The organism is Palleronia pontilimi, assembly GCF_016412875.1.
Taxonomy (GTDB): Bacteria; Pseudomonadota; Alphaproteobacteria; order Rhodobacterales; family Rhodobacteraceae; genus Palleronia; species Palleronia pontilimi.
Map to the genome: position 1 here is coordinate 34,331 of NZ_JAEKPD010000014.1, position 14,916 is coordinate 49,246.

14 protein-coding genes are annotated in these 14,916 nt (G+C 68.2%); 12 read left to right on the forward strand and 2 right to left on the reverse strand.

All coding sequences use genetic code 11. From position 1 onward, the window contains the following. Window positions 1-62 precede the first annotated feature (62 nt). On the reverse strand, window positions 63-1,109 hold the full coding sequence (locus ILP92_RS13445; protein WP_198916931.1) for a Gfo/Idh/MocA family protein: 1,047 nt from the start codon (window positions 1,107-1,109) through the stop codon (window positions 63-65). A gap of 109 nt (window positions 1,110-1,218) precedes the next feature. On the opposite strand from ILP92_RS13445, the gene ILP92_RS13450 reads away from it, so the two are divergent. Continuing rightward, window positions 1,219-2,118, forward strand: a complete 900-nt coding sequence (locus ILP92_RS13450) for a D-amino acid aminotransferase (RefSeq protein ID WP_198916932.1) — start codon at window positions 1,219-1,221, stop codon at window positions 2,116-2,118. Next, on the forward strand, window positions 2,115-2,816 hold the full coding sequence (locus tag ILP92_RS13455; protein WP_198916933.1) for a sulfotransferase-like domain-containing protein: 702 nt from the start codon (window positions 2,115-2,117) through the stop codon (window positions 2,814-2,816). Before ILP92_RS13450 ends, ILP92_RS13455 begins: the two co-directional genes overlap by 4 nt. Here ILP92_RS13455 and xylB read toward each other — a convergent pair. Then, on the reverse strand, window positions 2,802-4,256 hold the full coding sequence (gene xylB / locus ILP92_RS13460; protein ID WP_198916934.1) for a xylulokinase: 1,455 nt from the start codon (window positions 4,254-4,256) through the stop codon (window positions 2,802-2,804). The genes ILP92_RS13455 and xylB overlap by 15 nt on opposite strands. Window positions 4,257-4,504: 248 nt before the next feature. Between xylB and ILP92_RS13465 the strand changes: the two genes are divergently transcribed. From ILP92_RS13465 to ILP92_RS13510, 10 genes are all read left to right on the forward strand, one after another. Continuing rightward, window positions 4,505-6,121, forward strand: a complete 1,617-nt coding sequence (locus ILP92_RS13465; protein WP_198916935.1) for a peptide ABC transporter substrate-binding protein — start codon at window positions 4,505-4,507, stop codon at window positions 6,119-6,121. 80 nt (window positions 6,122-6,201) lie between these two features. After that, the gene (oppB, locus tag ILP92_RS13470) at window positions 6,202-7,119 is read left to right on the forward strand and encodes an oligopeptide ABC transporter permease OppB (protein ID WP_198916936.1); all 918 of its coding nucleotides are present in this window, start codon (window positions 6,202-6,204) and stop codon (window positions 7,117-7,119) included. Window position 7,120: 1 nt separating this feature from the next. Further along, window positions 7,121-8,032 (forward strand): ABC transporter permease subunit, encoded by a 912-nt coding sequence (locus ILP92_RS13475; protein WP_198916937.1) that lies wholly within the window; start codon window positions 7,121-7,123, stop codon window positions 8,030-8,032. After that, the gene (locus ILP92_RS13480) at window positions 8,032-9,000 is read left to right on the forward strand and encodes an oligopeptide/dipeptide ABC transporter ATP-binding protein (RefSeq protein WP_198916938.1); all 969 of its coding nucleotides are present in this window, start codon (window positions 8,032-8,034) and stop codon (window positions 8,998-9,000) included. Before ILP92_RS13475 ends, ILP92_RS13480 begins: the two co-directional genes overlap by 1 nt. Further along, window positions 8,997-9,998 (forward strand): ABC transporter ATP-binding protein, encoded by a 1,002-nt coding sequence (locus tag ILP92_RS13485; RefSeq protein WP_198916939.1) that lies wholly within the window; start codon window positions 8,997-8,999, stop codon window positions 9,996-9,998. Before ILP92_RS13480 ends, ILP92_RS13485 begins: the two co-directional genes overlap by 4 nt. Window positions 9,999-10,001: 3 nt before the next feature. Continuing rightward, window positions 10,002-10,913: a LysR family transcriptional regulator gene (locus ILP92_RS13490; RefSeq protein ID WP_198916940.1), complete on the forward strand. Its 912-nt coding sequence runs from the start codon at window positions 10,002-10,004 to the stop codon at window positions 10,911-10,913. A 65-nt stretch (window positions 10,914-10,978) separates the two neighbouring features. Continuing rightward, the gene (locus tag ILP92_RS13495; protein ID WP_198916941.1) at window positions 10,979-11,794 is read left to right on the forward strand and encodes a putative hydro-lyase; all 816 of its coding nucleotides are present in this window, start codon (window positions 10,979-10,981) and stop codon (window positions 11,792-11,794) included. A 43-nt stretch (window positions 11,795-11,837) separates the two neighbouring features. Further along, window positions 11,838-12,875: a TRAP transporter substrate-binding protein gene (locus ILP92_RS13500; RefSeq protein ID WP_198916942.1), complete on the forward strand. Its 1,038-nt coding sequence runs from the start codon at window positions 11,838-11,840 to the stop codon at window positions 12,873-12,875. Window positions 12,876-12,912: 37 nt separating this feature from the next. Further along, window positions 12,913-13,461 carry a TRAP transporter small permease subunit gene (locus ILP92_RS13505; protein ID WP_198916943.1) on the forward strand — a complete coding sequence of 183 codons (549 nt, stop codon included), beginning with the start codon at window positions 12,913-12,915 and terminating at the stop codon, window positions 13,459-13,461. Further along, a complete protein-coding gene (locus tag ILP92_RS13510; protein WP_198916944.1) occupies window positions 13,458-14,738 on the forward strand; it encodes a TRAP transporter large permease in 1,281 nt (426 codons plus the stop codon). The genes ILP92_RS13505 and ILP92_RS13510 overlap by 4 nt, the downstream gene beginning before the upstream one ends. Window positions 14,739-14,916 lie beyond the last annotated feature (178 nt).

Here is a 14,916-nt window from a genome sequence, read left to right on the forward strand (position 1 = left end):
GGGCGCGGAACGCGCTCCCTTCTAGATGCAAGTCATTCGCAAAAAGTCAAGGTGCGGGCGCATCAGGCAGGCGTGATGGCCACCCTTTCGCGTGTCGCCGCCGCCCGCTGAATCGCCTCGATCACCTGCAAGGTCCGCAGCCCCTCGCGGCCCGACACCAACGGCGCCGCGCGGCCCGCGATCACGTCGGCAAAATGGGCGATCTGGTTGACCAGCGGATCGGACGCGCCCCGGATCAGAGACGTGGCGCGGATCGGCGTCCACCAGTCTGGCGCGCCCTCGTGGGTCCAGAGCCGCAAATCGGGGATCGACAGCGCGCCTTCGGTGCCCGCGATCTGGTAGCAGCTTTCCTGCGTGACCGGATAGACGGGGTATTCGGCCGATGTGAGCTCCCAGCTCCAGGGCGACACCGCGCCGTCGCTGACCGAGATCGTGCCGATGGCGCCGGACGCGAATTCCAGCAGCGCGGCCGCCACGTCCTCGTTCTGCGCGCCGCGGATGGACGGGGTGGCGGAGGCGGTGACGCAAGCGATCTCGCCGCAGAGGTGGCGCAGCAGGTCGATGTCATGGGCCAGGTTGACCGAGATCGGGCCCGCGCCTTTCTGCGTCCGCCAGGGGGCTTCGGCGAAATAAGCATCGGGCTTGTAGAACCAGCAGGTCGCCTGCACCGCGCGGATCCGGCCCAGCTTGCCTTGCGCAATGACATCGCGGGCGGCGTGGATCAGCGGGTTGTGCCGCCGGTGGTGGCCGGTCAGGATCGGCACGCCCGCCGCCTCGGCCCGGGCCACCAGCGGCGCGGTTTCGGCCACCGACACGCCGATCGGCTTCTCGATCAGCACGGGCACGCCCCGCTCGATGCACAGCGCGGCCTGTTCGACATGCAGGGTCGTGGGACTGGCGATGATGACGCCGTCGGGCGCCTCGGCGTCCAGCAGCGCGTCCAGCGCCGGGTACCACGCGCGGCCCATGGCGCCGGCGTCGACCCGGGCGCGATCGGACGGATCAGCGACGCCCGCCAGCGTCACACCCGGCATGGCGGCGATGCGGTCGGCGTGGCGGCGGCCCACAAGGCCCAGCCCGGCCACGGCGATGCGGCAATGTGACGGCATGGCTCCCCCCCCTTTCCGCAAGCACATGCCAGATTTCACCCGCCCGCGCGACCCCGCTTGAGCGACCGCGCGCTTCCGCCTAGGCATGGGAAAACGCGAAGGAACCCCCATGGCCGACCGCCAGATCACCCACGCCTCGGAAGAGGATATCCGCAACGAGACCCTGATGATCTGGGTGAACGGGCGCGTGGTGCCGAAGGCCGAGGCGACCGTCAGCGTCTATGACAGCGGCTTCATGCTGGGCGACGGCGTGTGGGAGGGCTTGCGCCTTTACGACGGCCGCTGGTCCTTCCTGGACGAGCACATGGACCGCCTGTTCGAAGCCGCCAAGGCCATCGACCTGGATATCGGGCTGGACCGCGCGGGCGTCGTCGCGGCGCTGGAGCAGACGCGCGCGGCCAACGACATGACCACCGACGCCCACGCGCGGCTGATGGTGACGCGCGGGGTCAAGACGCGGCCGTTCCAGCACCCGGCACTCAGTCGGCAGGGACCGACGATTGTCATCATCATGGAGCACTCGACGCCGAAGATCGCGCGCCCCGTCCGGCTGGCCACGGTGCCGCATCTGCGCGGGCTGCCGATGACGCAGGACCCGAAGCTCAATTCCCATTCCAAGCTGAACTGCATCCTCGCCTGCATCGCCGCCGAGAAGGCGGGCGCGGACGAGGCGCTGATGCTGGACATCCACGGCTTCGTGAACACCACCAATGCCTGCAACTTCTTCATCGTGCGCAAGGGCGCGGTTTGGACCTCGACCGGCGACTACTGCATGAACGGGATCACCCGGCAAAAGGTGATCGACCTCTGCCGCGCGAACGATATCCCGGTCTTCGAGCGCAATTTCAGCCTAGTCGACACCTACGGCGCGGACGAGGCGTTCCTGACCGGCACCTTCGGCGCGCAGACCCCGGTCAGCGAGATCGACGGCCGGCAGATCGGCGACGGGCGGATGGGGCCGGTGACCCAGCGGCTGCGCGCGCTCTACAAGGCCTTGGTCACGCCATGAGGATCATCGGCTGGTCCGGGCCGCGCAACCTGTCGACGGCGATGATGTATGCCTTCGGCGCGCGGCCCGATTGCCGCGTCAGCGACGAGCCGTTCTACGCCGCCTTCCTTGCCGCCACCGGCGACGACCACCCGATGCGCGACGCAGTGCTGGCGTCCCAGCCCACCGATCCGGCGGCCGTCGCGCGCGCCTGCGCGGCCGATAGCGACCGGCCGCTCTGGTACCAAAAGCACATGTGCCACCACATGCTGCCCGGTTTCCCGCTGGACTGGGCGGCGGGCGCGCGGCACCTGTTCCTGATCCGCCATCCGGCGCGCGTCATCGCCAGCTACGCGGCCAAGCGCGCGCTGCCTTGTCTCGATGACCTGGGCTACGGGCGGCAGGCCGAGCTTCACGCGCGCTTCGGCGGGCCGGTGCTGGACAGCGTCACGATCCGGGCCGACCCGCGCGCCGCGCTGACGGCGGCCTGCGAGGCGTTGGGGATCGGCTTCGATCCGGCGATGCTGCGCTGGCCACCGGGCGGACGCGCGGAAGACGGCGTCTGGGCCGCCCATTGGTACGACGCAGTCCATGCCAGCACCGGTTTTGCCGCGCCCGAGGGCGACTTGCCGATGCTCGACGGACCCCACGCCGATCTCGCCGCGCGGGCGATGCCGTTCTACGACGCGATGCTGGCCCGGGCGCTACCCGTCGGCTGAAACCCGCGCGAGGGGCTTCAAAGCGGCGTAGAGCGCGCGGTAGCGATCGAGCCTTGCGCGAAGCCGCGGGTCGGGCGTCGGCGCGGGCTCGAACCAATCCGCCACGTCGGGCTGCTGGGCCAGGTCCGACAGCGACAGCGCGCCCGCCCCGACCCCGGCCAGCCGCGCCGCACCCATGGCGGGACCGGCGGCGGCGTCGAGCGCGCGGCCCAGCGTCACGCCCGTGGCGTCGGCGATGGTCTGCAGCAGCATGTCGCTGCGCGCGCCGCCGCCCAGCGCCAGCAGGTGCGGCACGTCGTCGAGCCCGGCGCCGAAGCTGGCAGCGCCGTCGGCGAAGCTGAACGCCACCGCCTCGACCACCGCGCGGGCCAGCTCGCCCTGCGTGGTCGCGTCGTCCATGCCGTAGAAGGCCGCGCGGATATGCGGGTCGCCATGGGGGCTGCGCTCGCCGGTCAGGTAGGGCAGGAAGGTGGGGATCCGGTCCAGGTCGGCCCGCGCGGCAAGCTCCAGCATCGCGCCGACCTGAAGGCCCATCTTGGCGGCCATCCACGCCAGCGGCCGCGCGCCGTTCAGCATGGCCGCCATCTGGAACCACCGCGCGGGCAGCGCGTGGGCGAAGGCGTGCAGGAAGGCGTCGGGATTGGGGCGGTAGCGGTCGGTGGCCACGAAGATCTGGCCCGACGTGCCCATCGAGATCGCGCCACGGCCCGGCTCGGTCACGCCCACCGCCACCGCGCCCACCGCCGTGTCGCCGCCGCCCATGACCACGGGGCAGCCCTTCGGCAGGCCCGTCGCATCGGCGCAGGATGCGGTGACGTGGCCGATCACCTCGGTCGCCTCGTGCAAGGGCGGCAGCCAGGCGGGATCGACCTGCACGGCCGCGGCGATCTCGGTCGACCATGCGCGCGCGGCCTGGTCCAGCAGCAGCGTTCCTGCCGCGTCGGACATGTCGGTGCCGATCTCGCCCGTCAGTTGCAGGGCGATGAAGTCCTTGGCCAGCAGCACATGCGCGATCCGCGCGTGGTCTTCGGGCGCGTGGGCGGCCAGCCAAGCCAGCTTCGGCGCCGTCAATCCCGGCAGCGGCGGCACACCCGCGATCTGGCCGATATCGGGAACCGCGCGCGCCAGCGCCACGCTTTCGGCGGTGGCGCGGTTGTCGTTCCACAACATCGCCGGGCGGATCGGCTCGCGGTCGCTGTCCAGCACCAGCGCGGCGTGCATCTGTCCCGACAGCCCGATGCCGCGCACATCGCCCAGCGGCGTCTGCAGCTTGCCCAGCGCCGCGCGCACGCCGTCCCACCACTGGTCGGCGCGTTGCTCGGACCAGCCGGGCCGCGGCGACAAGACCGTCAGCTCCGCGCTTGCCGTTTCGATCAGCACTCCGTCGCGCACAAGCGCGGCCTTCACCGCCGATGTGCCAATATCCAGTCCCAGCAGCACCTGCACCCGTCCCCCGTTTTGGTCGCGGCTTTCGGCTTATGTAGCGGATCGGTGCGGCACCCCCAAGTCGATCCTGCACCGGCAATGGCCGCGATGCCCAATCGGCAGGCCGTGCGCAGATCCCGTCCCGCCACAAGCACATTTGGCCCAACTGTGAGTTGCACTCGACCCCGTTCGGTGCTTGCCTGAGCCGAGCGGCGCTCCGAAGCGCGCCCGGACATATCCCGACAGCCCCCGGAGGTTCCCCCATGAAATTCCGTCTTAAGATGGCCGTCTCGGCCCTCGCCCTTGGCCTCGCCACGACCGCTTTCGCCGCCGACGTGCCCGACGGCACGACCCTGGCCGAGGATCAAAGCTACACGTTCTGGTTGCTCGACGCGATCAAGTCCATAGACCCGCAGATCAACACCGACGTGGAAGGCAGCGACATCCTGCGCAACCTCTTCGAAGGCCTCTACAACGAAGACGGCGACGGCCAGCTCGTGCCCGGCGTGGCGCTGGACCATAGCGTCAGCGAAGACGGCAAGACCTACACCTTCACCCTGCGCGACGACGCGCAATGGTCGAACGGCGAGCCGGTGACGGCGGGCGACTTCGTCTATGCCTGGCGGCGGCTGGCCGACCCGGCGACCGCGTCGGAATACGCGTGGTACATGGAGCTGATGCAGGTCGAGAACGCGGCCGCCATCATCGCGGGCGACATGGATCCGTCCGAGCTGGGCGTGCGCGCGGTCGACGATCACACGCTGGAAGTCACGATCACCACGCCGCTGCCCTATTTCCCGCAGATGCTGGTCCACGGCTCGACCTTCCCGGTGCTGCAATCGGTGATCGAAGAGCACGACGACGACTGGACCGACGCGGGCAACCTGGTGGGCAACGGCGCCTATACCCTGACCGAGCACCAGCTGGGCGAGCGCGTCGTGATGGAAAAGAACGACACCTATTGGGACAGCGACGCCACGGTGATGGACACGCTGACGGCGCTGACCATCAACGACGGAAACCAGGCCCTGACGCGCTATCTCGCGGGCGAGCTCGACCGCGTCGACATTCCCGCGGGCCAGTATCCGCGCCTGAAGGAAGAATACCCCAACCAGGCGGTATCGACCCCCTACAACTGCTCGTACATCTACATGCTGAACGTGGGCGACAAGGGGCCCGAGGCGCTGAAAGACGCGAACGTGCGCCGCGCGCTGGCCTATGCCATCGACCGCGACATCGTGGTGGACCGGATCCTGCAGGGCGGCCAGAGACCCAGCTACAACTGGACCCACTGGGCCGTCGCGGGGTTCGAGCGGCCCGAACTGGACTGGGCCGACGACATGGACCAGGCCGCGCGGCTGGAAAAGGCGAAGGAGCTGATGGCCGAAGCGGGCTACGGGCCGGACAACCCGCTGGCGCTGACGCTGCAATACAACACTTCGGACGACCACAAGAAGATCGCCATCGCCGCGTCGCAGATGCTGAAGGCGATCGGCGTGGATGTGACGTTGGATAACTACGAATGGAAGGTCCACACCGACCGGATGCAGAACCAGGATTTCGACATGGCGCGCTATGCCTGGTGCGGCGACTACAACGAGGCGTCGACCTACCTGGACCTCTTCACCAGTTATTCCGGCCACAACAACGGCGAATTCTTTAGCGATGCGTACGACCAGGTGATGCGCGACAGCAAGACGGCGGACGACCCCCTGCCGCTGTATCAGGAAGCCGAGCGCATCCTGGCCGACCAGATGCCGATTATCCCGATCTATCACTACGCCAACGTGGACATGATCGCCGAGGACATCCGCGGCCTGCCCCAGAACAACGTGAACAACACGTGGTATGGCAAGAACCTCTACCGGGTGGCCGAATAGGTGCGGCCGGTCCTGCGGGGAACGGTCCGCCGTTCCCCGTGCCCGGCCCCGGCTGAACCGCCCCGACCGGCACGCCGCCCATGATCGCCTACACGCTGAAACGCATCGCCATCGCGATCCCCACGCTGCTGGTGCTGATCGTGATCTCGTTCCTGCTGATGCACGCGGCCCCGGGCGGCCCGTTCACGTCCGAGCGCGAATTGCCGCCGCAGGTGCTGGCCAACCTCAACGCAAAGTACGGGCTGGACGACCCGCTGTGGAAGCAGATCGGCACCTATGTCTGGAACATCGTCACCGGTTTCGATTTCGGCCCCAGCTTCGTCTACAAGGACCGCACCGTGAACGAGATCATCGGCGCGGGCTTTCCCATCACCCTGACCTACGGGCTGCTCAGTTTCGTGGTGGCCGTGACCGTCGGCGTGTCGCTGGGCGTCGCCGCCGCGGTGCGCCACAACTCGGCGCTGGATTACGCGGCCGTGGGCCTCAGCATCGGCGCACAGGTGCTGCCGAATTTCGTCATGGCGCCGATCCTGGTGCTGGTCTTCACGCTGTGGCTGGGCTGGCTGCCCGGCGGCGGCTGGCAAGGCCCCGAGACCTGGATCATGCCGGTCATAGCCCTTTCCACGTCCTTCATGGCCTCGATCGCGCGGATCACCCGCTCGTCCATGCTCGAGGTGCTGGGCAGCAACCACATCCGCGCCGCGCGCGCCAAGGGCCTGCCCGAGCACCGCGTCATCCTGCGCCACGCTCTGAAGCCCGCCATGCTGCCGGTGATCTCGTATCTGGGGCCCGCCTTCGTGGGCATGATCACCGGGTCGGTCGTGATCGACATCTATTTCTCGACGGGCGGCATCGGGAAGGCGTTCGTCGACAGCGCCCTGAACCGCGACTACGCGGTGATGATGGGTGTCACGATCCTGATGGGCGCGCTGACGATCACCTTCAACCTAGTGGTGGACATCCTGTATGGATGGATCGACCCCAAGATCCGCTACTGACATGGTCGCAACCGCCGAGCAGACCGCCGAACAGGCCGCGCCCGCCGCAGGCCGGTCGCTCTGGGCCGACGCGCGCCGCCGCTTCTTTCGCAACCGCGCCGCGCTGCTGGGATTCGTGATCCTGGTCTTCGTGACCGCCTTCGCGCTGTTCGGCGGCGCGCTGGCCCAGTGGTCGGGCGAGGAACTCGACTACGCCGTCATGGGACAGGTGGCCGAGCTGGGCGGCCCGTCCCTGGCCACGGGACACTATTTCGGCACCGACGACCTGGGCCGCGACCTCTACGCGCGCACCGTGCAGGGCACCCAGATCAGCCTGGCCGTGGGCGTCATCGGCGCGCTGATCGCCTGCGTCGTCGGCACGCTCTACGGCGCCACGGCGGGCTACTTCGGCGGCCGCACCGACAGCGTGATGATGCGGCTGGTCGATATCTTCATGGCGGTGCCGTATATGTTCATCCTGATCCTGTTGCTGGTCATGTATGGCCGCTCGATCACCATCCTGTTCATCGGCGTCGGCCTGATCTCGTGGATGGAAATGGCGCGCATCGTGCGCGGACAGACCCTGAGCCTGAAGGGCCGCGAATTCGTCGAGGCCGCCCGCGCCACCGGCGTCAGCGCGCCGGTCATCATCGCCCGCCACATCGTGCCCAACCTGCTGGGCGTCATCGCGGTCTATGCCACGCTGCTGGTGCCGCTGATGATCCTGACCGAATCTTTCATCTCGTTCCTGGGCCTCGGCGTGCAGGAGCCGATGACCTCGCTCGGCGCGCTGATCTCGGAAGGGGCGGGCACCATCGCCTACGGCACCACCTGGCAGCTGGGATTCCCGCTGCTGTTCTTCTGCCTGACGCTCTTCGGCTTCTTCTTCGTGGGCGACGGGCTGCGCGACGCGCTCGACCCGAAGGACCGCTGATGGCGCTCTTGGACATTGACGACCTGTCGGTCACTTTCTATACCGATGACGGGCCCGTCCACGCGGTTTCCGACCTGGACCTGTCCATCGACAAGGGCGAGACGCTGGGCATCGTGGGCGAAAGCGGTTCGGGCAAGTCGCAGACCGCCTTCGCGATCATGGGGCTTCTGGCCGGAAACGGGCGCACCCGCGGCGCGGTGCGATTCGACGGGCAGGACATCCTGGGCGCGGCGCCCAAGGTCATCAACCGGCTGCGCGCGCGGCGCATCGCCATGATCTTCCAGGACCCGATGACGTCGCTGAACCCCTACATGCGGATCTCGGACCAGATGGCCGAGGTGCTGACCCTGCACGAAGGACTGAGCAAGCGCGACGCCGTTGCCCGCTCGGTCGAGATGCTGGATGCCGTGCGAATCCCGTCGGCGCGCGAGCGGATCAGCCTCTACCCGCACGAATTCTCGGGCGGGATGCGGCAGCGCGTGATGATCGCCATGGCGCTCCTTTGCAAGCCGGACCTTCTGATCGCCGACGAGCCGACGACCGCGCTGGATGTCACCGTGCAGGCGCAGATCATGGACCTTCTGGGCGATCTGCAGCGCGACCTCGGCATGGCCACGATCCTGATCACCCACGACCTGGGCGTGGTCGCCGGGTTCTGCGACCGGGTCGTCGTCATGTATGGCGGCCGGGTGATGGAGCAGGGACCGGTCGACCCGCTTTTCGCACGGCCCGCCCACCCCTATACCCGCGGCTTGCTGGGCGCGGTGCCGCGGGTGGACGATGCCGACGCACGGATGGTGGCGATCCCCGGCAACCCGCCCGACATGGCAGCACCGCCCGAAGGCTGCCCGTTCCGCCCACGCTGCGGGTTCGCGGGCGACGATTGCCGCACCATGCCGCCGCTGGTCGCCTTCGGGGAAAACCGGGCCCGCGCCTGCCAGCGCGCCGTCGAACGGGTCACGGCATGACCGCGCCGCTGCTGTCCGTGCGCGACCTGCGCGTGACCTTTCCGATCAGCCGGGCGGGCGACATGCCGTGGACGCCCCCGCGCCTGCTGCACGCGGTGAACGGGGTCAGCTTCGACCTGCCGCACGGCGAGACCCTGGGCATCGTGGGCGAATCGGGCTGCGGCAAGTCCAGCCTGGCGCGCGGGTTGATCCGCATGGTGCCGTCGTCGGGCAAGGTTCTGTGGAACGGCGATACCGACCTGCTGGGCCTGTCCCCGCGCGCCATGCTGAAGGTGCGCGCGCAGATCCAGATGGTGTTCCAGGACCCGCTGGCATCGCTGAACCCGCGCATGACGCTGGGCCAGATCATCGGCGAGCCGTTGCGCACCCACCGCCCCGATTTTTCGGCGAAAAATCGTCGCCAGGCCGTGGCCGCGATGATGGAACGGGTGGGCCTGCTGCCCCAGATGATCAACCGCTACCCGCACGAATTCTCGGGCGGCCAGTGCCAGCGCATCGGCATCGCCCGCGCGCTGGTCATCAAGCCCCGGCTGCTGATCTGCGACGAGCCAGTCTCGGCGCTGGACGTTTCGATCCAGGCACAGGTGATCGACCTGCTGAAGGACCTCCAGCGCGAGATGGGGCTGACGATGATCTTCATCGCCCATGATCTCAGCGTGGTGAAGACGATCTCGGACCGGGTGATGGTGCTCTACCTGGGCCGGATGATGGAAATGGCGCCGAAACACGCGCTTTATGCCGACCCGCAGCACCCCTACACCCAGGCGCTGCTGTCGGCGGTGCCGATCCCCGACCCGGTGGCCGAGCGCGCCAAGCGTGTGATCCCGGTCGAGGGCGATCTGCCCTCGCCCCTGGCGCCGCCCTCGGGCTGCGTGTTCCGCACCCGCTGCCCGCGCGCCGCGCCCGCCTGCGCCAAGGAAATCCCGCAAGCGGGCGACGAGGCCCATCGCGTCGCCTGCCTGTTCCCCGGCCCGGTGCGCGCGGCCGAGCGGGCCTGAGCGATGGCGCTGAACTCCGAACAGATCGACGCCTTCCTGGCCACGGTGCGGCTCCAGGGCGTGGGCAAGGCGGCGCTGGCGCTGAACCTGACCCAGCCCGCCGTGACCGCGCGGATCAAGAAGCTCGAGCAATCGCTGGGCAAGGATCTGTTCGACCGCTCGGCGTCGGGGATGCGGCTGACCAAGGACGGCGAGGTGTTCCTGACCTACGCCGAGCGGTTCGAGCAGCTCGAAGGCCTGATCCGCCGCAATGTCATCGACGAGAACGAGCTCGAGGGCGCGCTGCGCATCGGCGCGTCCGAGACCGTGGCCCAATGCTGGCTGCCGGAATTCGTCCTGCGGCTGCACACGCGGTTCCCGAAGCTGCAGATCGAGATCAACGTCGACATCTCGGTGGCGCTGCGCGACGCGCTCGTGGACCGCGAGATCGACCTGGCCTTCCTGTTGGGGCCGGTGTCGGAATACGCCGTGGACAACGTCGCGCTGCCAGGGGTGTCGCTGGGCTGGTATCGGGCCTGCGACCTGGCGCCCCGGGGCGACGGCGACGCGGGCTTCCTGCACTACCCGATCATGACCTACCTGCGCCGCACCAAGCCCTACCGCGAGATTCGCGCGGCAATGCTGGACCGGGTCGGCCCCGGCGTGCGGCTGTTCCCGTCCTCGTCGCTGTCGGCGTGTTTTCGCATGGTCGAGGCCGGGATCGGCGTCGCCGCCCTGCCCCGCGCGCTGGCCGCGCCATACCTGCAGCGCGGCACGATCTGCGAGTTCGACCCCGATTGCCCGCTTCCGGCACTGGAATTCACCGCCTCGTTCGGGGGCGAGCCGCGCCGCCACCTGTCGGAAATCGCGGCGCAGATCGCGCTCGAAGTCGCGACCGAGCACGCGGCCATAAATGATTCTGATGACACGCGCTAAAATCAATCAATTTGCATAACGACCGGTTGCCCGGCATGGTCGGTCGCAACAGTCAGGAGGCAATCATGGGATCCGATCACAGCCGACTGCGCACAGCGTCACCCGCCGATCTGCGGGCCGAGATCCGCGCCGGGCGCTACGCCAAGCACACCGCGGGCCTGGGGGCCGGGGTGCTGCAGGCCAACCTGGCCATCCTGCCCGAATCCGCCGCGCTGGATTTCATGCGCTACTGCCAGCGCAACCCCAAGCCCTGCCCGCTGGTGGGCGTCGGCGACACCGGCGATCCGATCCTGCACACGCTGGGCCGCGACATCGACATCCGCACCGACGTGCCCGCCTACAACATCTACCGCGACGGCAAGCTGGCCGAGAGCGTGACCGACATCACCGACCTCTGGCAGGACGATTTCGTGGCCTTCGCGCTGGGCTGTTCCTTCACCTTCGAAGCCGCGCTGGCCGAGGCGGGCATCCCCATGTGGCACATCGACAATGACACGACCGTGCCCATGTTCCGCTCGGGCATCGACACCGTTCCGGCCGGGCCCTTCGGCGGCAAGATGGTCGTGTCCATGCGCGCGATCCCCGAGGACCGGATGGACGACGTCTATCGCATCTGCACGCGCTTTCCCTATGCACACGGCGCGCCCGTTCACGCGGGCGACCCGGCCGAGATCGGCATCCGCGACGTGGGCCAGCCGCAATGGGGCGACCCCGCGCCGGTGCCGCCGGGCCACGTGGCCACCTTCTGGGCCTGCGGGGTCACGCCCCAGGTCGCGCTGGAAAACGCGGGCCTGCCCATCTGCATCACCCACAAGCCCGGCCACATGCTGGTCACCGACGTCCCCGAAGACGCCGAGAACCCGGTGCTGTCCGCCGCCTGACTCAACGAAAAACCAATCAACCAACCAACAAGGGAGACGATCCATGAGAACCCTCATCACCACCCTCGCCGCCACCACGGCGCTGACCGGCGCGCCCGCGCTGGCCGAATCGCTGAACGTCGTGGGAAGCTGGTCCAGCCTGCCGCTGCACCAGCAATACGAACAGCCCTTCTGGACCGAAACGCTGCCCGCCGCCGCGGACGATCTCGAGGTCGCGCTGACCACCCACGACCAGATGGGGCTGGGCACCGGCGACGTCTACACGCTGCTGGGACAGGGCGTCTATGACGTGGGCATGACCGTGGCCGACTACGCCGTGGCCGACGCGCCCGAACTGGAAGGTCTGGACGTGCCGCTGATCGCCACCGACGCGGCCACCGCCAAGCAGATGGTCGACGCCGCGCGACCCATGGTGACCGACATCTATCACGACCGCTTCAACAGCCACGTGCTGGCCATCGCGCCCTACCCGCCGCAGGTCGTCTTCTGCAACCACGACATCTCCAGCCTGGCCGACCTGGAAGGTCTGAAAGTGCGCGCCTCGGGCCGGATGACCGCGAAGTTCCTGGAAGCGCTGGGTGCCGAGGGCATCAACGTGGCGTTCTCGGAAGTGCCGGGCGCGCTGCAGAAGGGCGTCGTGGATTGCGCCGTGACGGGGGCCGGCTCGGGCTATTCGGCGGGTTGGTGGGAAGTGTCCACGCACCTGATGACGCTGCCGCTGGGCGGCTGGGATCCGGTCGTGACCGCCATGAACCTGGACAAGTGGAACAGCCTGTCGCCCGAGCTGCAGGAGACGATCCAGACCCAGATCACCACCGAGTTCGAAGACCCCGCCTGGGCCACGGCGCAGGACGCGCTGGCCAATGACGTGGCCTGCCTGACCGGCAACGGCGACTGCCCCGCGGGCGATCCGGCGTCCATGACGCTGGTCGAAGCCACCCCCGAGGATACCGAGCGCGCCAAGGAGATCCTGGTCAATGAAGTGCTGCCCGAATGGGGCGAGCGTGCGGGCGCCGAGTGGGTCCAGCGCTGGAACGACAGCGTGGGCGAAGTGGTCGGCGTGACCATCCCGGCCAGCTAAGACGCGACACGCATCACCCCCTAGACCCGGAGGCCCCATGCCCCAGACTGTCCTGACTTTCCTGCGGCGCCTGAACCTCTGGGTCGCAAGCCTCGTGGGGGTGGTGCTGCTTGCCTGCGCCGTTTTCATCCTGGCCGACATCATCCTGCGGCAGCTCGGCTCGTCCTTCGGCGGCACCGACGAGATCAGCGGCTACGTCATGGCCATCGTCACCAGCTGGGGCATGGCCTTCACCATGCTCGAGCTGGGCCACGTCCGCATCGACATTCTGCGCAGCCAGCTGGCGTCGCGCGGGCGGGTCATCATGGACCTGTTTTCCCAAGCGGTGCTGGCGCTGACCATCAGCGTCATCGCCTTCCAGTGCTGGCCCGTGGTGGCCAACTCGATCCAGAACAGCTCGACCGCGAACACGCCGCTGGAAACGCCGCTGACGCTGGTGCAGATGCCGTGGTTCCTGGGCTGGACGTGGTTCGCGCTGAATGCGTGGATCACGCTGGCGGCCGCCGCCGTCCTGACGCTGCGCGGCGATTACGACTCGACCGAATCCGCCATCGGTGCGTTTGCCGAGCAGGAGACCATGAAATGATCTGGTATGTATCCGTCGGCCTTCTGGGTCTGCTGACCCTGTCCATCCCCGTGGGCGTCGTGCTGTTCCTGCTGGGCTTCGGCATCGACCAGTTCTTCACCCCGTTCCCGCTGCTGCGGGGGCTTGGCAACCTGGTGTGGTCGTCGTCGAACTCGGCCACGCTGATCGCCATCCCGTTCTTCGTGCTGCTGGGCGAGATCCTGGTGCGCTCGGGCGTCGCCACGCGCACCTACGCGGCGCTGGACCGCTGGATTTCGTGGCTGCCGGGCGGGCTGATCCACGCCAACATCGCCACCGCGACGATGTTCTCGGCCACGTCGGGATCGTCCGTCGCCACCTCGGCCACGGTCGCCACCGTCGCCATGCCCCAGGCCGAGCGGCTGGGCTACGACCCGAAGCTCTTCTCGGGCGCCATCGCGGCCGGCGGCACGCTGGGCATCATGATCCCGCCCTCGATCAACCTGATCGTCTATGGCTTCCTGACGCAGACCTCGATCCCGCGGCTGTTCCTGGCGGGGCTGATCCCCGGCCTCGCGCTGGCAGGCCTGTTCGTGCTGGTCACCGCGTTGATCTGCATGGTGCGCCCCGAGCTGGGCGGCGAGCGGCGGGTGTTTCCACTGAGCAAGATGCTGTCGGCGCTGAAGGACCTGGTGCCGATCATCATCCTCTTCACCATCATCATCGGCACGATCTACAAGGGCTGGGCCACCCCGACCGAGGCCGCGGCCGTCGGCGTCGCGGGCGCCTTCGCCATCGCGCTGGCCTTCGGCGGCGTGTCGCTCGAGATGATGCGCGAAAGCCTGATGGGCACGATCAAGATCACGTCGATGATCATGCTGGTCGTGATCGGCGCATCGTTCCTGAACTTCACGCTGGCCTCGGCCGGCCTGGGCCAAGCCCTGCGCGGTTTCCTGGAAGGCATGGGGCTGTCGCCTTTGGGCACCATTCTGATCGTCGTGCTGATCTACATCGTGCTGGGCTTCTTCATCGAAACCCTGTCGCTGATGGTCGTCACCATCCCGATCATCGTGCCGCTGGTGGTGGCGCAAGGCTACGATCCGATCTGGTTCGGCATCCTGATGATCGTGCTGGTGGAAATGGCGCTGATCACGCCGCCCGTGGGGCTGAACCTCTACGTGGTGCAGGGCGCGCGAAAATCGGGGTCCATGACCGACGTGATGCTGGGGGTGATCCCCTACACGCTGGTGATGCTGGCCATGGCCGCGGCACTCATCGCCTTCCCGCAGATCGCGCTGTTCCTGCCCAGCATCCTCTAGGGGACGCGGCCTGAGTCCGGGCTGACGGGCGCGCTTGTTCTGGATCAAGGGCACGCGCGCCCGTCGACGCTAGCCTCCAGGCCGAACGACGTTTCGGAGGACCCCTCATGTTGCCTGCAATCGCCCCTTTCCAGGCTCCCGCCACGCCCAGAACCGCAGAAGACGCCATCCCGAACCG

Coding starts and splice junctions, on each gene's coding strand:
- ILP92_RS13445 (WP_198916931.1), bottom strand. CDS start 1,109: ATGCCGTCACATTGCCGCATCGCCGTGGCCGGGCTGGGCCTTGTGGGC.
- ILP92_RS13450 (WP_198916932.1), top strand. CDS start 1,219: ATGGCCGACCGCCAGATCACCCACGCCTCGGAAGAGGATATCCGCAAC.
- ILP92_RS13455 (WP_198916933.1), top strand. CDS start 2,115: ATGAGGATCATCGGCTGGTCCGGGCCGCGCAACCTGTCGACGGCGATG.
- ILP92_RS13465 (WP_198916935.1), top strand. CDS start 4,505: ATGAAATTCCGTCTTAAGATGGCCGTCTCGGCCCTCGCCCTTGGCCTC.
- oppB (WP_198916936.1), top strand. CDS start 6,202: ATGATCGCCTACACGCTGAAACGCATCGCCATCGCGATCCCCACGCTG.
- ILP92_RS13475 (WP_198916937.1), top strand. CDS start 7,121: ATGGTCGCAACCGCCGAGCAGACCGCCGAACAGGCCGCGCCCGCCGCA.
- ILP92_RS13480 (WP_198916938.1), top strand. CDS start 8,032: ATGGCGCTCTTGGACATTGACGACCTGTCGGTCACTTTCTATACCGAT.
- ILP92_RS13485 (WP_198916939.1), top strand. CDS start 8,997: ATGACCGCGCCGCTGCTGTCCGTGCGCGACCTGCGCGTGACCTTTCCG.
- ILP92_RS13490 (WP_198916940.1), top strand. CDS start 10,002: ATGGCGCTGAACTCCGAACAGATCGACGCCTTCCTGGCCACGGTGCGG.
- ILP92_RS13495 (WP_198916941.1), top strand. CDS start 10,979: ATGGGATCCGATCACAGCCGACTGCGCACAGCGTCACCCGCCGATCTG.
- ILP92_RS13500 (WP_198916942.1), top strand. CDS start 11,838: ATGAGAACCCTCATCACCACCCTCGCCGCCACCACGGCGCTGACCGGC.
- ILP92_RS13505 (WP_198916943.1), top strand. CDS start 12,913: ATGCCCCAGACTGTCCTGACTTTCCTGCGGCGCCTGAACCTCTGGGTC.
- ILP92_RS13510 (WP_198916944.1), top strand. CDS start 13,458: ATGATCTGGTATGTATCCGTCGGCCTTCTGGGTCTGCTGACCCTGTCC.